The organism is Bradyrhizobium sp. 6(2017) (assembly GCF_011058295.2).
GTDB lineage: Bacteria > Pseudomonadota > Alphaproteobacteria > Rhizobiales > Xanthobacteraceae > Bradyrhizobium > Bradyrhizobium septentrionale.
Genome location: NZ_CP049289.2, coordinates 7,979,210 through 8,000,236, shown reverse-complemented (window position 1 = coordinate 8,000,236; position 21,027 = coordinate 7,979,210). Strand labels below are relative to the sequence as shown.

Here is a 21,027-nt window from a genome sequence, read left to right as displayed (position 1 = left end):
CGGACGCCGATCTATCAGTGCTCCGGCACGTGTCGTTTCTCTATTGCAATAGGTACAGGACATTGCCGAAGAAGCCGGGCGATCAGCCCAAGAACCAAACTTCCGATCTTGCCGGGGCCTTTGCGGGCTTTCGCGGTGCGATTCTGGCTGTTTCAGTGATATCGGGGATCATCAACCTGCTGACGTTGACCGGTTCCCTCTACATGCTTCAGGTCTATGATCGCGTATTGGCGAGCCACAGCGTGCCGACGCTGGTATCTTTGTCTGTCCTGATGTTCGTCCTGTACGCTTTCTATGGCGTCTTCGACCTGCTGCGCAACCAGGCATCGGGCCGCGCTGCGGTTCTGTTCGATCGCCGCGTCGCTGGCTCGGTGCAAGCCATGGCCGTCAACCTGCCCCTCAAAGGTGCGTCAAGATCGACGGCGCAGCAGCCGGTGCGCGATGTTGACACGATCCGTACCTTTCTCGCCAGCGGCGGTCCGGTCGCCTTCCTGGATTTGCCCTGGATGCCGCTCTATCTCGCTGTTGTGTTCTTGCTGCATCCTTTGCTCGGGGTGATGTGCCTTGCGGGGGTGCTGCTCCTCGTCCTACTCACGTTCCTGTCCGAATTGCTGTCGCGCCACGAGGTGCGGGCGAGCGCGCGCGCTGACGCCGCTCGTAAGGCGATAGCCGACGCCAACGCGAGAAATGCGGAGACGCTGCAGGCGATGGGATTCGTCGGCCGCGCCGTCCATCGGTTCGAAAGGGCCAACCAAAGTTATCTGACGCTGCAGGTCAAGGCGGGCGACGTGACCTCGAAGCTGGCTGCCGTCTCCAAGTTCCTGCGCTTGACGCTGCAATCGGCCATCCTGGGGTTGGGTGCGTACCTGACCATTCGCGGCGAAGTCACCGGCGGGGCAATCATCGCTGCCTCGATCACCACTTCCCGGGCAATGGCCCCGGTCGAGCAGGTAATTGCGCACTGGCGCAACTTTCTGGCCGCACGGCATAGTTTTGATCGGCTGTCGAAGATGCTCGACAGGTTTACGGTCGCTGCGCCGTCGTTGGCTCTTCCGCCTCCAGTCGAGCGGCTGACGCTGGCGAATGCAACGGTGTGTGTGCCCGGTACCCAACGTCCTGTTCTGTGCGACGTGGGTTTTGAGCTGCGGTCCGGCCAGGCGCTGGCGATAATCGGTCCCAGCGCGGCAGGCAAATCGTCGCTGGCGCGTGCAATTACCGGCGTGTGGCCGCTGCTGCATGGGTCCGTTCGCCTTGACGGCGCCGAGCTCGATGGCTGGACGTCCGACGAATTGGGCAAGCATATCGGCTATCTACCGCAGGACGTTACGCTGTTCGAAGGGACCATTGCAGAGAACATCTGCCGCCTCGAGGAGGAGCCGGACAGCCGGGCCATCATCGCGGCGGCCAAGGCCGCCGACGTCCACGATATGATCCTCCACCTTCCCGTTGGCTACGAGACCAATGTCGGCCCCGATGGCTCGGCGCTTTCCGCGGGCCAGCGCCAGCGCGTCGCGCTCGCCCGCGCGCTGTTCGGTGACCCCTTCCTGGTCGTTCTCGACGAGCCCAACTCGAACCTCGATGCCGAAGGTGAATGCGCGTTGTCAGCGGCAATCCAGGGCGTTCGGGACCGTGGCGGCATCGTGCTTGTCATTGCGCATCGGCCCAGCGCGCTCAACTCCGTCGATCACGTCGCCATGATCAATGCGGGGCGATTGAGCGCATTCGGCCCGAAAGACGAGGTGCTGAAGAAGGTCTTGGTCCATCCGGTTCGGACCGCTGTCAGTTGATGAGTTGAAACGGAGTGATTTCGGCATGACGGCTTCGGTTGTAGCCCTGAACAAAAACTTGCGGCGCTCGACAGGAGCCCGCCCGGCGGCTTCGCCGGTGGATGTCGCCGAGCTGCGGCGTCCACTTGCTACCGGCCTGGCTCTTTCCGGCCTGGTTGCACTTGCCGTTTTCGGTTGGGGCAGCGTGGCGACCCTGTCGGGAGCCGTAATCGCGCATGGGATCGTTGTGGTTGACGGCAGCAGCAAAAAGATTCAGCATCAGCAGGGCGGGGTGATTGGAGAGATTCTCGTAAGAGACGGCAGTCGCGTCTCCGCCGGTGATCTGCTGGTCAAGCTGGACGGGACGCAGGCGCGCGCCTTGCTGGGCATCGTCACATCGCAATTGACCGAGTTGGTTGGCCGGAAGACGCGCTTGGCCGCCGAGCGTGACGATCGGGACGACCTGGAGTTCCCTCCCGGCTTCACAGCATCCGGCCAGGAAGCGGAGCGGGTCGCCAGCGGAGAGCGGCGGTTATTTCATGCGCGACTGGGATCGTTGAACGGACAGAAGGCGCAACTCGGCGAGCGGATCAAGCAGAACGAAGACGAGGTCAAGGGGCTGACGCTGCAGAACTCCGCCAAGGCCCGCGAAGTAGCGTTGATTCGTGAGGAGTTATCGCGAGTCAATGATCTCTATAAGCGAAATCTGCTGCCGGTAACACGCGTGCTAAGCCTGCAGCGCGACGAGACCCGGATTGAGGGCGAGATCGGAACACTGGTGGCGCAAATCGCCAAAATCGGTGGCGAGATCGCGGAAACGCGGCTCAAGATTCTCGCCGTTGACCAGAACCGCTTCTCCGACGCGCAAAAAGAGCTGCGTGAGGTCGAGGGCCGCATCGCAGAGCTGCAGGAAAGAAAAATCGCGGCTGAGGATCAGCTGCGGCGGGTCGAACTCAGGGCTCCGATCGACGGGATCATTCACGAACTCAGCGTCCATACCGTCGGCGGCGTGGTTAACCCGGCCGAACAGTTGATGCTGGTCGTTCCCAGCAGCGATTTATTGTCTGTCGAGGTTCATATCCCAAGTACAGATATCGACCAGCTGAAGATCGGACGGCAAAGCATGTTGCGATTCACCGCTTTCAACCAGCGCACGACGCCGGAGGTGGAGGGAGTGGTGACCCGGTTGTCTCCGGATGCCACCCGGGACAAGGAAACAGGACAGTTCTACTATACCGCTCGTATTACTCCCGACAGCGGCGAACTCGCTCGGCTTACCGATCACAAGCTGCTTCCCGGGATGCCGGTCGACGCCTTCATCGAGACGTCAGCACGAACCGCGCTGTCATATCTGACGAAACCGCTCACAGATCAGTTCGAACGCGCTTTTCGCGAGCGCTGAAGGCTTAGCTGAAGAGTCGCCTCGATCTACAACGTCAGCTCTGCTTCGGTCGTTCTGGACCCGGTTCGTTGCGATCTTGCCTTGTCGAATGCCAATGGCTTGTCCACCGCGTTAGAACCGCCGAGTATGCGCTGGGTCTGATACAAATCAGATTTTTTCGTTGGTTCGCAGAAAGCGTACCAATTACAATTGCGTCGGAGAAGCTGCGTCTTGTCCCTAACACACCCTTCCGGGAGCAAGGGTCTAAGGATTCAACTGCATTTCAGGAAACGAGTTGGTTAGGCGGGATACTATCATTATGGCATTTAGCTCCAGCGGCGTTGACGAATGAATGAACTCATTTCGCCGGATCACCGGTCTTCGGGCAATGGATGGGCCGACCAACTTACAGCCTATCGCCAGCGGACGAGGGGCCGCAGCCGTAGTCTTGAGCGAGACGCGTCTGAGATCTGCGTGTTTGAACGGCCTGTTGCCGTCGACACGAGCAGTGGGGCGGCATTGTGTCCTCAACCACGACCAATGCCATGATGACCGTAAACGGGCAGTATGGAGCAATGGTTGGCGTGGTCGAAAACGAGCCGGCCACCGGATGTCACGTTGTTCGCGTGCCAACTTCCGAAGCTGACTCCGATTCGCTAGTCGCGATGATCTGTATTTTGTTTCGTCGCTGTACCGAAGAGTCGAGCCGCGCCTTTGCGTCAATTCTGTCGTCACGCCTTCGGCTCTTGGAGATACGTCGATGAAGTTCTGCAAACGGGTGCGACCGTCGCGCAACCGCTCGCTGGCCAAAGGCGAGATTGCTTCGCTCTTGCGGAGGGGCAGAGAAGTCTGGCGATTACCCATGGCCCGTGAGGAGAGGGCACATTTGATCAGCCGCCGACAACTTGGGATCCTGCTAGGCATCATATCGTGTGCTCCGTCTCTCTTGGGAGCAGCCCAGCTGAGCGAAAAACGGAAGAAAGGCCAAATCCCTTTCCTCGTCTATTATGGCGCGAGCACAGATCCAGCCATTGGCGCCTTTGCCCTTGCGGCGCTCGACAGCGATTTAAATCTCGCGCCTCTCGACCGATTCCGTCGCGACGCGACTTACTTGGGCTATCTCAGCTTGAGTGAGGTCCACTCTGGACGCCCTTATTTTGTCGAGCTCGCTGCTGAGGGCTTGCTTTTCGGAGCGAACGCAAACTGGCCAGACGCACGGTTCATCGACTTGCGACATGAAAACTGGCGCCGGCGCGTGGTAAAAGACCTCGTTCCCGGAATTCTTCAAAAAGGCTTTGATGGAGTGTTTCTTGATACACTTGACTCGGCCGAATTCCTTGAGAGGCAGGACCCGAGCCGTTATGGAGGAATGGTTGAGGGCGCTGCCGATCTCGTCCGCGCAATTCGGACGGCCTTTCCGGGCATTCTGATCATGATAAACCGGGGCTTTGCGGTACTCCCGCTGATCGCAGGTCATTTTGACATGGTTCTCGGCGAGTCAGTCCGCACTACGTTCGATGCCGGAACGGGTCGTTACAGCTTCGTCTCAGAGTCGGATTACGAGTGGCAGCGCCAGCAGTTGTGGGCGGCTGGCGGCCGCGACCCCAATCTGCAGCTCTTCTCGCTCGACTACTGGGATCCTAATGACAAAGAAAACATTGCGAAGATCTACACTGAGGAGCGTGCAAACGGGTTTATTCCCTATGTTGCCACGCCAGATCTCACCCGGATTGTACCTCCTCCATGAAGCCCTTCTTTCCGCGCCTCAATCACGGTCCAAAGCTTGGCGACTTGCTGCCCGCGGCTCCGTCGATTCCGGTGTTCCTGATTGTTCTCGTGCTCATGGCAGTTTCGCTCAGCGCGCTTTTGGTCCCTCGCGGAAGCGAACTGGCGCTCCTCGAGTTGGAGGCCGGCAATACGCAAGTCGCGCTCAATCTGCTTGAGCAAATGTTCGAGGCTGGCGACCGATCACCGCCGACTGTTGCAGCGTTAGCGAAGGTCCGAGCTCGTTCCGGTGACGTCGCCGGTTCAATCCGATTGCTGATAGGCCAACTGGACGAGCACCCGCGCGACATTGGGCTAATGCGGCTTTTGGCTGGCCAATACCGGCAGTTAGGCCGTACGGATGACTGCGCGGACATCCTGGTACGGGTTAAGGCCCAGCACCCGACTGCCGAGGTGAGACGTGAACTCGTGCGGACGTATTTGCAGATCGTTGAGGTCGAGCTGCGGCGCGGCCGTGGGCACAAAGCGGTTGCTGCCTTGCGTCAGACGCTGCCGTTTCGATTCGCCCAGGGGCGCCCGCCCGAACTTTCCCATGAACCGGAGCTTCTCCATCCGTCGGTCCTCGTCGACGTCGCCCGGGCTTACATCCGTTTAGGTCTCGTACATGAGAACTGGGCGGTCATGGACGCACTGCTGCGCCAGCAGCCCTCTGCAGAAGCAGAAATGGCATGGGCCCTTGCTGCGGCGGGGGCGGGGCGGGCAAGTGAACTCTTTCATTGGCTTCAAGCCCGCAAGGTGGGCTCGATTAAGCCAGAGTTTCTAAAGGAGATTACCTTCCTGGCCTATCATGCGAAAGCGCACAGCGTCGCGGCGGATGCTGCGAGGCGTCTCGTCGCCGCTCGGGGCAATGATAGCGATCGCATGTTGATGGCTGAGGTCTTCACCGCAGCCGGTTTATCTTGGCTCGGAGCTTCTTCCCGGCGCTCTCTCACTGTCTCCCCATAGGAGCCGACCTAACGAACCGGGATATGCTTTAAACGTAGCATGCAGACCGTGGGCTACAAAGGCGACTGGTTTGTCGGGAATAAGGTTTCGGAGAGTTCACTCAAGTCAGCTTGAGACTATTGGAAATATTGTATTTGAGCCCGGTGCATCATCCTTCACGAAGCCCTCGCCGAACATGATGGCGGATGCGTCTTCGCCCTGGCTAGTGTCCCGAGTCACAAGTTCGCAATCGCAGATTCGCAGCAGGTTCGCGTCGCTGTGCCAAGGCTGGAGGCAGCAGCAGTGACGGAGGATCTGATGGCGGTCCAGCAACTTGCCTCCCTGACATTGAGTGATGAAGAGCGCACCGAACTGAAGGCGCTGACGACGCGGCGGAAGACGGCGCAGGCGCTGGCTCTGAGAGCCCGGATCGTGCTGACCTGCGCGGAAGGCGGTCAAAACAAGGAAGTGGCGGCCAAGCTGGGCTTGGGCCGGTCAACGGTAGGCAAGTGGCGGCGGCGCTTTGTGGAGCAGCGCGTGGACGGGCTGCATGACGAGCCCCGCTCCGGGGCGCCACGTACGGTTGACGATGTCCGTATCGAAGCCATGATCGTGAGGACGTTGGAGAGTTGCCCCGAGAACGCCACTCATTGGAGTTCCCGCGGCATGGCGAAGGCCAGCGGCCTGTCGGTATCGACGGTGCAACGCACCTGGCGGGCCTTCGGGCGTATCCCTCCGTTGAGGGCCGCCTTGTTTGGCGGACGCGAGCGCTGCAGGTCCCAGGGGTAATCCTAGGAGAAGCGCTATGACGATTTCGCGGGCAGAGTTGATCACAACGGTCGAGCGGCGGCGTCGGTGGTCGCAGGATGAGAAGGAACGGCTAGTTGCAGCATCGCTCGAGCCCGGAGCCACTGTTTCCGAGGTGGCTCGCATGGCCGGCCTTCATGTGAGCCAGCTGTTCAGGTGGCGCAAAGAGCTTTGCAAGCACAGTGAGACGAGTATAGCGCCGTTAGTGCCGGTCGAGATTGGGCCGTCTGTGCCGCCGCGAGATGTGGCCGAAGCGCCATTGCGCGACGGCGCCGGCGCGTCGACGGAGGAGCCATGGCATCATCGAGATTGATCTTGGTAGCGGACACCGCATCCGGGTCGATGGCGACGTTGATGGAGACGCGCTGCGTCGAGTTCTCGATGCCCTGGTGCGCCGATGATCCCGGTTCCGACCGGCGCGCGAGTGTGGCTCGCGACAGGCTACACGGATATGCGCAGAGGCTTTCCGTCGTTGGCGCTCCAAGTGCAGGAGGTGCTGCGCAAAGACCCGCTCAGCGGTCATCTGTTCGTCTTCCGCGGTCGCCGCAGCGATCTTGTGAAGATGATCTGGGACGATGGCCAGGGAGCATGCCTGTTTACCAAAAGACTCGAGAGAGGGAGGTTCATCTGGCCATCGGTTGCCGGTGAATCGGTAACGATCTCGCCGGCGCAGTTGAGCTATCTGTTGTCCGGGATCGATTGGCGCAACCCTCAAGAAACCCAGCGCCCGACGCGGGTCGGATAGCCGTTTTACGGTTTGAATCTGCTGCTTGATCTGATTCAATGGCTTCATGATATCGAAGCCGGACGATCTTCCATCGGACCTTGCGAGTGCCCTGGCGGCGCTGCAGGCCGAGCGTGAGGCGCGGCTGCGAGCCGAGGCGGTGGCTGCCAGTGCGCGGGCGGAGCTGTCGGACAACGAGGCGCTGATCGCGCATCTCGAACTGCGGATCGAGAAGCTCAAACGCGAACTGTACGGGCAGCGCTCCGAGCGCGCGGCACGGCTGCTCGAGCAGCTGGAGTTGGAGCTCGAAGAACTCGTCACCACGGCGAGCGAGGATGAGCTTGCCGCGCAGGCCGCAGCGGCGAAGACGCAGAACGTCCGCCCCTTCATGCGCAAGCGGCCGGTGCGCAAGCCATGGCCGGATGACATCGAACGCGAGCGCGTCGTCATTGAGGCTCCAACGACCTGCGCCTGCTGCGGTGGATCGCGGCTGGCGAAGATCGGTGAGGATGTGACCAAGACGCTGGAGGAGATCCCGCGCCACTTCAAGCTGATCGAGACGGTACGCGAGAAGTTCACCTGCCGCGATTGCGAGAAGATCAGCCAGCCGCCCGCGCCGTTCCATGCCACGCCGCGCGGCTTCATCGGCCCACAATTGCTGGCGACGATCCTGTTCGACAAGTTCGGCATGCATATCCCGCTCAACCGCCAGAGTGCGCGCTTTAAGGCCGAGAGGATCGATTTGCCGCTGTCGACGCTGGCCGACCAGGTCGGCCACGTGACCTTCGCCGTCATGCCGCTCTTCCACTTGATCGAACGCCATGTGCTCGCGGCCGAGCGCCTTCATGGCGACGATACCACCATCCGTATCCTGGCGAAGGGCAAGTGCACGACCGGGCGGATCTGGACTTATGTGCGGGATGACCGGCCCTTTGCCGGGCCTGCGCCGCCGGCGGCGGTCTATTACGCCTCGAGCGACCGACGAGGCGAGCATCCGCAGAAGCATCTGGCCGCCTTCGCCGGCATCTTGCAAGCCGATTGCTACAACGGCTTCGAGCCGCTGTTCGACCCGCAGAAGAAGGTGCTGCCGATTACGCCGGCGTTTTGCTTCGCCCATGCGCGGCGGGGCTTCTTCGAGCTGGCTGACATCGAGAAGAATGCCCGCGAAGGCAAGAGAGGTAAACCGGTCTCTCCGATCGCGCTGGAGGCGGTCAGGCACCTGGATGTGTTGTTCGAGATCGAGCGCGCCATTAACGGCTGCGGCGCCGAAGAGCGGCGCGCCGTGCGCCAGGAAAAGAGCAAGCCGCTCCTCGGGGACATGCACGCCTGGTTGCTGCGTGAGCGCGAAACCCTCTCTCGCTCCTCCGAGGTCCTGAAGCCTATGAATTACATGCTCAGGCGCTGGGACGACTTCGCCCGCTTCCTCGACGATGGCAGGATCTGCTTGACCAACAATTGTGCTGAGCGGGCATTGAGGGGCATCGCCTTGGGAAGGCGCAACTGGACCTTCGCCGGCAGCCAGCGTGGCGCCGACCGTGCCGCCATCATGCTGACGATGATCACGACCTGTCGCCTCAACGAGGTCGGGTAAACCAGTTCATGGACGAGCGCTTCGAGCGCGCCAAGTTGTTTTGGACCCGATCCGCGAACTCCCATACGGGCCCGCGGCATGTCATGGCCGCAGCAAAGGCCGGACACATGTCAGCCCCCGATACGCGCGCCGTTCGTTCCAAAAATTCAGCTTGCTTCCACGGGGCGTCCACACATGTCCATGATAACGGTATCGCCCGGCCGCAGCGATGGGGCGAGCAATTGCTCGACGTAGGCCGGGAAAGCGTCGCCATCCATTGGACCGTCCAGAACAAGCGGCGCGATCAGACCGTCGGAGCGCAATCCAGCGGTGAATGTCGTCGTTTTCCAATGTCCGTGTGGGATAGCTGCACGACATCGCTCGCCGCGTGGCTACCGCCCGTAAAGCCGCTCCATTTTGGTGTTGGCGCTGGTTTCGTCGATGAAGACGAGACGCTCAAGGTCAAGATCGATTTGCCCTTCGAACCACTCCTCACGCGCGGCATTTATATCGCCGCGCCGTTGCTCGGCGGCGTGCGCTGTCTTTCTTTAAGTGTGATCTTTCTGCGCTCGAAAAAACGCCAGAGCGACGCGATGCCAGTCGATGTTCCACGACGCTTCAACAGTTCTCGCAAACTCGGCGAGCGTGATATCCGGCTTCGCTGTCACCGCCTCCAGAATCAATTGCGAATGCGCTTCGATTTGCGGTCACCGCCCTGGCGTTTAGGAACGATGTCGCCAACTTCCTTGAGGCGACCGCGCCAGCGGATCGCGCTGGCCGCGCTGACACCAAAGCGCTCGGCAGCCTGTCGACAGGACATGCCACCGTCAATCGCTGCTACCACCCTTTGGCGAAGATCAACCGAAAGCGCCCTGGCCATACATGCTGGCCTCCCTCGCCAGCATGTAGCTTGAATCTGACTCGCGCCGTTTTGGGAATCCCCACCCGATTCGTTCCGGTCGGAAAATGCTCTAGTGGCGGCCTGAGTTTCACATGAGAACGACTAACGTCTTCTGATCCGGATCAGAATATGTTTCGTGCAGAACCAGGTCGAGCGCGCTAAACCTGAAGGTCACGGTACGATGTGATCTGAAACAAATAAGGCCACCGCCGATGAGCAGAGCGCGGCTGATCCAGCTCAACACTCCAAATCCTTTGCGGCGAGGGAAAGTCGGTGCGTTTCTTGCGGCGAAATGGATTTTTTTGCTGTTATTCTGTTTGGGTCGGCCGGCCGCTGCCCATGCCGAAGAATACCGCCTTGGTCCGCAAGATAAGATCCGAGTAAGCGTGGTTGAGTGGTTCGCCGCAACGAATGAGCTTAGATCCCCTCTCACGGGAGAGTACACGATCAGTCCCGCTGGAATGATCTCTCTACCCCTATTGGGAGATACTTCCGCCGCAGGTCTGGACCTGCCTGCGCTGGCCAAGGCGATCTCACAAAAACTCCGGGCTAAATTGTCCCTGAGGGAGCTGCCGACCACATCGGTCGAGATAATAGAGTTCGGGCCGTTCTATGTTCTGGGCGAGGTGGAGCGACCGGGAGCGTACCCCTATCGTCCTGGGCTAACCGTCCTTCGGTGTGTCAGCCTGGCAGGGGGGTTCTACCGCATAAACCCTGCGGTTGCGGTTCAAGCCGAAAGGGATGCCGCCACAGCCAGAGCTACCTTGCAAGCGGGGGCGGCCAGGATCGATGAGCTCCGCGCACGGGAAGCAAGGCTAAATGCGGAGCTCAGCGGCGGGAAAACCGTCGAATTTCCTGCTGACATGTTGAAACGCAAATGGAACTCGTCCATCGCCCAGCTGTTGCGTTTGGAAGAAACCATCTTCGAAGCCCGCCGTCGCGCTTTCGAGACCGCATTGGAGTCTGAGAGGAACGCGGCCACGCTGTTGGAAAAGGAGTTGGAAGCTCATCAGGGACAGGGGGCCAGCCTCAAGCGCCAAGCGGACGGTATTCAACGCCAGGTAGACAACCAACGCAACCTTCAGGCCAAGGGACTAGCACTCTCTGGCCGAGAATTCGACCTGGACCGCATCCTGGCTGACGTAGAAGTCAAGCAGCGGGATCTCGAAAGTCGGGCCTTAAGGGCCCGGCAAGATCGCGGCAGAGCTGAAGCGGCGGCGCTTAATGCCGAGAACCGAAGAAGGGAGGAGATCGCCAGCGAACTGCAGCAGGTTCAGGCAAAGCTGGCTGAACTTTGGCAGCAGGTGCGGACAGCTCAGCCAATCACAACTGAAGCCGAGCGTGTCCCAGGCAAGAACCGGGCGTTCACCTTCAACATTGTCCGCAAAAACCTAGAGAGCGGAAGTGAGACTGAGATCACTGCAACTGAATCGACGCCGATCCTGCCCGGAGACATGCTGAGAGTTCAATTCGGTAGCGATCAGCCATACTCTCCAGGACCAGGTAGATCTGCTTTCAAGACGGGCGCGCTGGAAGGCGCTCCTAAGGGAGCCGAATAGCTTTGCAGATCCAGGCTGGTTACGGGATCAATCCATTGGCGCCGTTCTGATTGGATCACGCCAACGTCCAAGGGTACGGCCGCACCCGGCTATTACTTATACTTCTCGATCCCATGAGATCTCAGATGGCAGAACACAAGGGAACAGAACACGGCACCCGGTCGCCGCGGCGCATCTTTGGGGTGCGCCTTTCCGCGCTACTCGAAATCATCGGCTTCCTGGCTGTCACTCTCGTCTTCTCTTTACTCTTCGACGCTGGCAATCGCTTCTTGAACGTCTCGCCCCACCCGTTCTGGATTCCTGTTCTCCTTGTATCTGCTTACTACGGAGCAAACGAGGGATTAGCTGCGGCTATCCTTTCGGCAGCGGCCCTGCTTACCGGAAATCTGCCCGAGCAGGGGTCTAGTGAGGACCTCTCTGCTTGGCTATTGCGGGTCACCGCCGAGCCCGTGCTCTGGTTTGTCGCGGCCATCGTGCTTGGACAAGTTGGAGAGAGTCATCGGCGCGAGCGTGACAGACTGCGTCGTAACCTGCAGGAAGTTGGTCAACAGGCTGATGTCATTTCGCATGCTTACGAGCAGCTCGCCCAAGCGAAGAGTAGCCTAGAGAAGAGGGTGGCGAGCCAAGTGCAAACGGTACACACTGTGTATGTTGCGTCGCGCGCGATCGAGCGACAGAGCACACATGAGGTGTTAATCGGGATCGCTGATCTAGTCCGGTCAGTCATGTCGCCGATTAAATTTTCGCTTTTTTTGCTCAATGGGCAGATCCTGGAGGCCGCGGCAACCGAGGGATGGATCCCAAGCAATCTGCTCGTGCACGAATTCGACGGCTCTTCTGCCCTCTTTGAGGCCATTGTCTCACGTCGGCAGTTTCTTTGTGTAATGAATCCCGTTCATGAAGCCGTTCTGGGGGGGCAGGGCGTGTTAGCCGGGCCACTGGTGTGCGAAACCGGTGAAATCCTAGGCATGCTCAAAATCGAAGAAATCGATTTTCTCGATCTCCACCCTTCCTGCGTGCAGAACTTTCGGATCCTGTGTGAGTGGATCGGCACAGCCTTTGCGAATGCTCAACGCGTCGAGCAACTCCAAGATGGCCTGTACGTCAAGGAGCTGCACCCACATCCGCAAAGCTTGGCAAAGCCACGTCCGTGATCCGCTGGCCCACCAGGCACGGCACCCGTTTGTACGCTTGGATCACTGCAGCGATCGTCTTGGCCGCCGAGTTGACGCTGGCTCAGCTAGCAGTTTCGGGGGGCGATGATCGCATTCCGGTGCTGGTGGTAATTCACGTGGTGCTTGCAGGGGTCTCGGGAGCCTCCGCGAGTTGGCTGTATCGGCGCGGAGAACACAGTCCAATTTTCCTGCTTTTTGTCGTCTCGGTGATAGCTCTAGGCCCCATCGGGGCAGCAGGTTCAACGATTGCCGCCTTGCTTCATTTGGTTTTTGTCCGCCGAGCAATTCCCTTCGAGCGCTGGTATGCGTCACTGTTTCCGGGCGCGGAGCATGATCAAGTCCGAGCTCTCTATGCGACGATTGCACTGCGCGGTGCCGGCCCGGGGGCTCGGTGTACCGCTGCCCCGTTTACAGATATTTTGGCGCTGGGGACGGTAAAACAAAAGGAAACCGTAATTACTCTCATTACAGACAACTTCATCCCCGCGTTTTCCATAGCCCTTCGCAGGGCTTTGAACGATGCTGAGCCAGCAATTCGGGTCCAGGCGGCGTCAGCCGCCGCCCGAATTGAAAATCAATTCCTTGTGCGATCGATGGCTATCGCGGAGTCACGGGCGGCACCGCGCGACGAGCCGGAGCGACTGCTGAATCTGGCGCGTCTCTACGACGAATACGTGCAGACGGGACTCATGGATGAAACACGGGCGAATGCCACGCGCCAACAGGCGTTAGAACTGTACGAAGTTGTGCTCAGCAGGGGCGTTCAGAATCCTTCCATTGTGGAATCCTTGGCTCGACTTCTCATAGAACTTGGCCGAGCCGATGAGGCGGTGATAAGGCTTGAGGCCTGGCTCGCGAAAGCTCGCTCGACGAGGCTACTTGCGCGCTATATCGAGGGTCTCTTCGCCCTCAGGCGCTACGACCAAATACGGAAGGTCTGCATCGGCTTCGTCGACGAGCTCTCGACGGCCGACCTCCCGGACGGCGTGCGCGAGTCAATTAGTTTGTGGTCAGCCCCAGGAGCAATTGCCGAGGAGGCGCGCGCTCTATGACGATTGGTAAATTGAAAGCCGACGTGTGCCTCATCCTAGAGGGCGCTTATCCGTATGTGGCAGGAGGCGTCTCTAGTTGGACGCATGATCTCATGAAGGCTCAGCACCACCTCACGTTCCACATTGTTGCCCTCTCCGCCGATACTTCCCCTAAGACACTCCGATTCAAACTACCGGCGAACGTCACAGGGATTACCGAGATTGTGCTCCAGCAGTCGGAAACTCGCATTCCGGAGGGGCGTGCGATCGGGCGCCTTATTGCAGACTTGGAGCCGCCGCTCGCTCGCCTTCTCAGACAAGGTGGGTTGACGGACTACCGGGCTGTGCTAGCCGCGATTCGGCGGCAGCCGACAATTGCGACCCGAGCAGCTCTCATGAATTCTGAGCCTGCTTTTGAAATGCTCCAGCGTATGTACGAGCAGTCCATCCCCGGCAGCTCATTCCTGAACTACTTCTGGAGCTGGCGAGCACTGGCTGGTGGGCTCTTCTCCGTCGTTCTGGCTGACCTTCCGTGTGCACGCCTCTATCACGCCGCCTCGACGGGTTATGCAGGGTTGGTGATGGCCCGGGCCGTGATCGAAACCGGGCGCCCCGGACTCCTGACAGAGCATGGGATCTACACCAACGAGCGTCGCGTCGAGATCGCGATGGCGGATTGGCTGGCAGATAAGCTGCCAGGATCTCTTGATATCGAGCGAGGACGACGCGATTTGCGAGACGTCTGGATCGATGCCTTTACAGGCTACTCGCATGCCTGTTACGAGGCCGGCAGTCGGATCACGACCCTCTATACCGGCAATCAAATCCTGCAGATCAGGGACGGTGCGCCCGAAGACAAGCTCACAATTATACCTAACGGGATTGATTATGAAAGCCTTTCACGAATTCCACGCGACACCTCGCGTTGGCCCCCCACGGTGGCACTCATCGGCCGCGTAGTCCCAATTAAGGACGTCAAAACATATATTCGTGCAGCCGCCTTGCTACGTGATTTGGTGCCAGGGGTCCGTGTGCTGCTGCTTGGCCCGACGGACGAGGATCCCGGATATTTTCGCGAATGCCAGGAGATGGTCTCCTATCTTGGCCTCTCCGATACTTTCGAATTCACAGGGCCAGTAAAATTGCACGACTACCTGGGACGCGTCGATGTGATCGCCCTTACCAGCATAAGTGAAGCTCAACCTCTCGTCCTGCTCGAGGCGGGGGCGGCCGGTGTGCCTAGTGTAGCCACTGACGTCGGTTCGTGTCGGGATATCATATTTGGTCGTGCTGACGAGGAGCCCCCGCTCGGACCGGGCGGTTTCGTGACCCCTCTTTCGAACCCACTCGCTACGGCAAAAGGACTTGCTGACCTGCTGATCGACCCTGACCTAAGGAAACGCTGCGGCGAAGCGATCCGACGGCGAACGAAGAAGTACTATAATAAGAGGATTGTGGATCAACAATATCGCGCCCTTTATGAGGAGTACCTTGCCATGCCTGATCATGTCGTGAGCGCGGCGGCTGTCTGCTAAATGGCCGGGATTGGTTTCGCACTCCGGCGCCTTTCCCGGCATGACACTTTAACCGCCGGGCTGCTGAGCCATGCCCATGCAGCGGCGGTGTCGGCCGGTCCCTGGCTCTTCACTGTGGTTGCTCTGGGCGGCGTGGAAATGTTCGGCCGGGGCCTACTTCCTCGCGAGGAACTGGCTCGCTTCTCGACCGTGATCATCTACAACTTCGCTTTCTCGTTGGTGCTCGCAGGCCCAATTGTGCTTGTCATCACCCGGCATCTGGCTGACAAAATCTATGCTAAGGACATCGAGGATGCGGCGGGACTGCTGCTGGGAGCACTCGCGTTACTGTACGGCGTGCAGGCCTTAATTGCCATTCCGTTCTATGGCTTTGTCGTGGACATGCCCGCCACAGATCGTGTTCTCGCAATCGTCGGATTTTTTGTGGTTGGGGGAATTTGGCTCGCGTCAGTCTTTCTATCGGCGCTCAAAAGCTTCGAGACAATCAGTGCTGCATTTGGTGTCGGCATGGCGGCGGCTCTCTTCCTCGCTATCCTGCTGACGAAATTTTTTGGAGCCACAGGTACATTGGCCGGTTTCACGGTCGGTCTTGCACTTGTATTTTACATCCTTGTCGCTCGCATTTTTGCCGAGTACCCCTATGATGTCGTCCGCCCTTTCGCTTTCCTGCGTGCATTTCGTTCGCACTGGGAGTTTGCCGTGATCGGCCTTTTGTACAATGCGGCGATCTGGGTCGACAAATGGGTTATGTGGTTGTCGCCCGGACATAAAGTCATCGCGGGTGCGATGGTTGTGCACCCAGCCTACGACGGTGCTATGTTTCTAGCTTACCTGACGATAATACCGGCAATGACTCTCTTTTTGGTATCGCTCGAAACCCGTTTTTTTGAAAAGTATCTTCAGTTCTATCGCGATATCGCAAGCCATGCCACCAACGCCGAAATACGGCGCAGCCATGAGGAGATCGTTGGCGCGCTCAGGGAGGGGTTCCGTAATATCGCTGTACTCCAAACGGTCATTTGCTACGTTGCGATTCTCGTCGCGCCAGGGCTCCTTGGCATGGCACGCGATGATCTCGAACTGGTTCCGATTTTTCGATTCGGCGTTCTCGGCGCCCTCTTCCAAAGCCAGCTTTTATTCACATTGGTTATTATCTCGTACTTTGACCTTCGCCGAGTCCTGCTCGCGGTGACGGCAGTGTTCTTCTTCCTAAATGCGGCTCTGACCTGGGTGTTTATCCCGTTGGGCGTTGGTTACCAGGGTTACGGCTACTTTCTCGCAACATTACTGTCTTTCGTTTTTGCTTATGCAATGGCGGCGCGACGCATTTCACGGCTGCCATACATCACATTCATTGCAAATAATCCGGCGCTACGTTGATTTGGTGTTCGAGAATGAATCCGTCGCAAAGCACGAGAATGGAGTTCCTGCCATGCGTAAAGACTTTTCCCTAAGTTGATAGGAAACTCGATGGAAGCAGTGACAATCACGCAAGTACTGGGCGATGAGGCGGTGCGCCTTGTCGGTACGAGCAGGCGGTCTGACCAGGCACACCCGGTCCCTCCGTGGCGAATTGTTGGTGTCAGGTCGGCTATTTGCCTGAGGCCGTCCCCGGGCTTGCCGCCCCATCGAAACGACCTGGTCCAGCTTGATCGATCAATCCGGTTGCAGCAGTGGGGCAATTTTGACCGACCGACTTTCGGGCTGAACTAATCGAGCGCGGAATTCTGATCGAAGTCAGTAGAAAAGGACAATATCAGTACAACGCTAAGTGCCCAGACATTGAAATCCGTCTTGGTTTGGAGCACCATCTTAAGGGGAGGTGATGAGCGACGTCGACCGGTGCGGCGCCATTCCAAGCGCGGGACCTTTCTGCCCATACCAGCGAAATTGCGCTCCGACTGTTTCAAATAAGCGCCATTCCAGGGAGTCCTCTCAATTATTATGGCAACGTATCTCGTTACAGGAGGCTGCGGGTTCATCGGCTCGCATCTCGCGGATGCCCTCATTGCAGCAGGCCATTCCGTTCGCATCTTGGATGACCTCTCTACGGGCAAGCTGGCGAATAAGCCGCAAAAAGCTGATTTCATCCGAGGGGATGTTACCGACGAGAGGAAAGTCGCTAAGGCGATTAGCCAGATTGACGGGTGCTTTCACCTTGCAGCCATTGCATCGGTAGAGCGGAGCAATCTGGATTGGATCGGGACACATCGGACGAATTTGACGGGCGCCATCACCGTGTTCGATGCAGCCCGACGAGCGAAGGCTGCAGGCTCGGTCCCCGTGGTTTTTGCATCCTCCGCCGCGGTGTATGGGGACAACGCGAACATCCCGTTGGCTGAGACGGAAGCCGGAAAGCCGCTATCGGCCTACGGCGCGGATAAGCTGGGCTGCGAACAGCACGCCTTCGTGGCAGGGAAGGTCCATGGCTTGCCAACCTGTGGTCTAAGGTTCTTCAATGCCTACGGCCCGCGCCAAGATCCCGCGTCGCCCTATTCAGGTGTCATTTCAATTTTCTGCAATCGTCTGAAAGCTGGACAGGGGATCACGATTTTCGGTGACGGCCAGCAGACACGCGATTTTATCTTTGTGGGCGACGTTGTGCGCGCACTCTTGGCAGCAATGGAGCGGGCGTCAGCTGAGGGTAATGTCTACAATGTTTGCTCAGGCCGGAGGACGTCGGTCTTGGATCTCGTTCACACAATTACTGGCATCCTCGGCACCACTGTGTCGCCAAACTTTAGCCCGGCCCGCGCCGGGGATATCCGAGCCTCGCTTGGCGATCCGTTGCGGGCGTGCCAGGAACTCAAGTTTGAAGCCCAGACGGATTTGAGAACAGGCTTGGCTATAACTCTAACATCTCTTTTAGATGCAGCAGGACCAAGTGATCCCGGATGCTTCTCGAACGAAGTGCGAGATTCGGGCGATCTTGGTTTTGCTCCAGACTGTGGACAGAGTTAGGCCGCTCTACGCGCTGTTTTGGTTGCGATTGATCGATCCGGTGGCAAAATGCAGGCGGCGAGACACATCGAAGGCGACAGTATGGACGACGTGTTCGGCCATCTTGATCCACGGCTCCAGAGAATTTGGGCCGACGGTAGCAGCGGTCGGATTGCAAGGCGATGGTCTGCGACGGACGACTGGCTGCCACCTCAATGGCTCGATTCTAGTGCGGAAAATAGAAATTGTCTGTCGAATGGCCTGTGTACTGCGGCGCGGTTTTGAGACACTCGGCTCAGCCTATTCAGGCGGCCAACTTTAGATCGGCCGTTGCGGTCTGATCAAGCCGGCATTGATCGGCTCGCACCTGGGCTGGGGTACGATATCCGTGCCGGGCGACGAGCCCGGTTTCGTTGTCGCGATTGGCGAACTCGACGAGTGCGGTTCGCAGCTCTTCGATGGTGTCACAAGCGGGGTGAACCCCGGGTCTGTGCGATGATCAAGGCACCGACTCCCGAGGAAGAGGACCGCCGCCGCCTCTGCCGCGAGCGCAAGGTACTGATCGTCGAGCGGGTCCGGCACGTCAATCGCGTCAAGGGGCTGCTGTTCTCACAGGGGATATCTGGCTACGAGCCGCTGCGCAGCGACCGGCGACGATGGCTGGATACGCTCCAGACCGGCGATGGTCGCCTATTGCGGGTTCACCTGAAGGCGCAGGTTTGCCGTGAACTCGATCGGTTGGAACTGTTGCTCGAGCAGATCAAGGCGGTGGAAGCTGAGCGGGATGTGCTGCTTGCCGCGCAACAAGTCGCAGCGCCGGCGCCGGCGGCGATGTTGCTCGATATCAAGGGCATCGGGCCAGAGTTCGCCGCCATCCTCTGGTCGGAAGGGCTCTTCCGACACTTCGGCAATCGACGCCAAGTCGCTTCTTATGCGGGCCTAACGCCAACACCCTGGCAAAGCGGTTCGGTTGATCGCGAACAGGGCGTGTCTAAAGCAGGCAATCCGCGATTGCGAACAACGCTCGTCCAACTCGCGTGGCTATGGCTGCGCCATCAGCCGCACTCGGCGCTGGCCCTGTGGTTTGAAGATCGGGGCAGGCGCAATGGCGGCCGTCTTAAGAAGACGACAATCGTGGCGCTGGCGCGCAAGTTGCTGGTAGCGCTCTGGAAATATGTGACCGCAAGCGTTGTCATCGACGGAGCCGTGATGAAACGTACCTGGCGATAAACGCTGACCGAATCCTTAAATCTTCCAGGACTTGATCAGTCCTGGCGGATCCAGGTGGACGAACCGCACCCGAACATGGCCTAAAAAGCCCGTCTTCAAGAATGGTCTCGTCTTCCTGAGCCCCGACCGCCGCAAGCGGGATATTGGTGCAGCCGTTTCGCGCGGCGACCGAATGTGAGGTTGATCGTGCTCGGAACCGAGCCGCGTCCAGGCAATCGGGCTCAGCCTCGGATACCGAACAGATACTGGAGATCTGCGGATGTCACCCTAATACGCCCCCCTTGACTTGAACCTCCCCATGTGAGGTTCGGATGAAGCGCTCTGCGACGCCGTTGCCTCTGGCTCTCGCACGAAGGAGGGCGAAGCTTCGATCCCCAGGCATTCGATTTCGTCATGGAAATCGTCGGATATGTAGTTGGAGCCATGATCATGACGCAGCTTCAATCCGCGCGCCCCCCCGGGCGCCATGGCTCCGAAGCCCCGATGCACCCCTGACGCACCGGCTCCGGGGCCTCGAAGCGATTGGCCGACCGCGATGCATGAATGCCGACGACTTCCGAATTGGAGTGTTCCACGGCAACGAAGACATTGGCCGTGAGATGGTGATCGTCTGCGTCATGTCCGTTCCCCACATTTCATTGACCTTGCCAGTGATGATCGTCCCATCGTGCGGCTTGCTAACTTTCGCCGGGGCCCTTTCGGCTTACTCCTTCTTAACGAGTAGATAACCGGGACGTTGCTGCTAAGGCTGCCCTCCAATATTTGATCTGTCTATTTCCGAACGCTCGATATTTTACTTCGACGCGGGACTTTCCAAGAGGTCTTCCAAATGACTTTCCGTCAAATGACGATTGTCGAGGGCTCCTGGTCAACGCCAACGCTTCAATCAACGATGAGTCCAATGCTGGATGAAACGGAGGTTTCCCGTTTTGTCAAAGTGATCGGTGCAAAAGGTGACTGCTTGCACCTCCGGTCGCAACAACGCGTTCCGCTTCCTCCGGCCGGAAGAGTGCTCATCCTGCGGGAAGGCATGCTCGCAATCGATGCGATGCCCGCAAAGGGAAAGCTCCAGGTACTGGATTTCCTGGTTGCGGGAGACGTTGTATCGGCATCGAGCGTCCTTCCCGCGCCCGGATATTCGTTGCGAGCAATCACCCGGGCGTCGTTGGTCTCTCTGGATCCTCCTGCAGTCGACCGGTCGATTCCAGCTCAAGATTATTGGGCATTTCTGGTCGCCCGATCCTTGAATCAGCTGGCTCGCGCGAGCATTCATCAGTTGTTGATTGGTCGTCTCGAGACCGAGCAGCGCGTCGCCTCATTCATTCTGAGTTTAGCGCTGCGGAATCTCCGCAAGGGGATGCGCCAAGTGTCCGTCGATCTCCCCATGTCGCGCACTGACATTGCCAACTATCTCGTCATCAACTGCGACACGTTGAGCAGGACGATGATGAGATTATGCGATAGCGGCTTGATCGAAAGACATAGCCGCCATGTGCTTCGAGTTATCGACCTTGAGGCGCTGAGGAGGAGATCCCCCCTCGCGTCGTTGCTGTCAGCAGTATTCGAGAGGAGGGACGGCCAGGAGAGCGGTTCCGCGAGTTGCGTGGAAGAAAGCGCATCCGTGCCTTCGATGCTGAAGATCACGGTCTCAGTTCTCTTGTGGTAACAGGCGCCCGATTGTCGCGTTCCAGCGCAAAGT

Annotated in this window: 14 protein-coding genes and 3 pseudogenes; 16 read left to right on the top strand and 1 reads right to left on the bottom strand. The window is 58.9% G+C overall.

All coding sequences use genetic code 11. The features are described 5' to 3' along the window. Positions 1 to 62 precede the first annotated feature (62 nt). The 8 genes and pseudogenes from G6P99_RS38030 to tnpC form a co-directional block, all read left to right on the top strand. Positions 63 to 1,787 carry a type I secretion system permease/ATPase gene (locus tag G6P99_RS38030; RefSeq protein ID WP_051346738.1) on the top strand — a complete coding sequence of 575 codons (1,725 nt, stop codon included), beginning with the start codon at positions 63 to 65 and terminating at the stop codon, positions 1,785 to 1,787. A 25-nt stretch (positions 1,788 to 1,812) separates the two neighbouring features. Then, positions 1,813 to 3,168 (top strand): HlyD family type I secretion periplasmic adaptor subunit, encoded by a 1,356-nt coding sequence (locus G6P99_RS38025; protein ID WP_029084573.1) that lies wholly within the window; start codon positions 1,813 to 1,815, stop codon positions 3,166 to 3,168. Positions 3,169 to 3,907: 739 nt separating this feature from the next. Beyond that, on the top strand, positions 3,908 to 4,894 hold the full coding sequence (locus G6P99_RS38020; RefSeq protein WP_084518734.1) for an endo alpha-1,4 polygalactosaminidase: 987 nt from the start codon (positions 3,908 to 3,910) through the stop codon (positions 4,892 to 4,894). Then, the gene (locus tag G6P99_RS38015; protein WP_029084575.1) at positions 4,891 to 5,877 is read left to right on the top strand and encodes a tetratricopeptide repeat protein; all 987 of its coding nucleotides are present in this window, start codon (positions 4,891 to 4,893) and stop codon (positions 5,875 to 5,877) included. The genes G6P99_RS38020 and G6P99_RS38015 overlap by 4 nt, the downstream gene beginning before the upstream one ends. A 282-nt stretch (positions 5,878 to 6,159) precedes the next feature. Next, a complete protein-coding gene (locus tag G6P99_RS38010) occupies positions 6,160 to 6,645 on the top strand; it encodes a helix-turn-helix domain-containing protein (protein WP_246709738.1) in 486 nt (161 codons plus the stop codon). A gap of 16 nt (positions 6,646 to 6,661) precedes the next feature. Further along, positions 6,662 to 6,976, top strand: a complete 315-nt coding sequence (tnpA, locus tag G6P99_RS47800) for an IS66-like element accessory protein TnpA (RefSeq protein ID WP_084518735.1) — start codon at positions 6,662 to 6,664, stop codon at positions 6,974 to 6,976. An 84-nt stretch (positions 6,977 to 7,060) separates the two neighbouring features. Next, on the top strand, positions 7,061 to 7,408 hold the full coding sequence (gene tnpB, locus G6P99_RS38005; protein ID WP_165125844.1) for an IS66 family insertion sequence element accessory protein TnpB: 348 nt from the start codon (positions 7,061 to 7,063) through the stop codon (positions 7,406 to 7,408). Between the two features lie 46 nt (positions 7,409 to 7,454). Further along, a pseudogene (tnpC, locus tag G6P99_RS38000) lies at positions 7,455 to 8,972 on the top strand (IS66 family transposase); the annotation flags it as partial. A 182-nt stretch (positions 8,973 to 9,154) separates the two neighbouring features. On the opposite strand, the pseudogene G6P99_RS37995 reads toward tnpC, so the two are convergent. Beyond that, a pseudogene (locus G6P99_RS37995) lies at positions 9,155 to 9,837 on the bottom strand (IS630 family transposase); the annotation flags it as partial. Between the two features lie 233 nt (positions 9,838 to 10,070). Here G6P99_RS37995 and G6P99_RS37990 point away from each other — a divergent pair. From G6P99_RS37990 to G6P99_RS37955, 8 genes and pseudogenes are all read left to right on the top strand, one after another. Further along, on the top strand, positions 10,071 to 11,417 hold the full coding sequence (locus G6P99_RS37990; RefSeq protein ID WP_029084932.1) for a polysaccharide biosynthesis/export family protein: 1,347 nt from the start codon (positions 10,071 to 10,073) through the stop codon (positions 11,415 to 11,417). A gap of 125 nt (positions 11,418 to 11,542) precedes the next feature. After that, a complete protein-coding gene (locus tag G6P99_RS37985) occupies positions 11,543 to 12,571 on the top strand; it encodes a GAF domain-containing protein (RefSeq protein WP_029084933.1) in 1,029 nt (342 codons plus the stop codon). 59 nt (positions 12,572 to 12,630) lie between these two features. Continuing rightward, positions 12,631 to 13,644, top strand: a complete 1,014-nt coding sequence (locus G6P99_RS37980; RefSeq protein ID WP_156929071.1) for a tetratricopeptide repeat protein — start codon at positions 12,631 to 12,633, stop codon at positions 13,642 to 13,644. Then, positions 13,641 to 15,158, top strand: coding sequence for a GT4 family glycosyltransferase PelF (gene pelF / locus G6P99_RS37975; RefSeq protein WP_165125840.1), 1,518 nt, complete (start codon positions 13,641 to 13,643; stop codon positions 15,156 to 15,158). The genes G6P99_RS37980 and pelF overlap by 4 nt, the downstream gene beginning before the upstream one ends. Next, positions 15,159 to 16,538: an exopolysaccharide Pel transporter PelG gene (gene pelG, locus G6P99_RS37970; protein ID WP_165125838.1), complete on the top strand. Its 1,380-nt coding sequence runs from the start codon at positions 15,159 to 15,161 to the stop codon at positions 16,536 to 16,538. A 564-nt stretch (positions 16,539 to 17,102) separates the two neighbouring features. Further along, positions 17,103 to 18,119: an SDR family NAD(P)-dependent oxidoreductase gene (locus G6P99_RS37965; protein ID WP_165125836.1), complete on the top strand. Its 1,017-nt coding sequence runs from the start codon at positions 17,103 to 17,105 to the stop codon at positions 18,117 to 18,119. A gap of 447 nt (positions 18,120 to 18,566) precedes the next feature. After that, positions 18,567 to 19,328 (top strand): annotated as a pseudogene (locus tag G6P99_RS37960) (IS110 family transposase); the annotation flags it as partial. Positions 19,329 to 20,229: 901 nt separating this feature from the next. Next, a complete protein-coding gene (locus tag G6P99_RS37955) occupies positions 20,230 to 20,994 on the top strand; it encodes a Crp/Fnr family transcriptional regulator (RefSeq protein WP_051346837.1) in 765 nt (254 codons plus the stop codon). Positions 20,995 to 21,027: the final 33 nt, after the last annotated feature.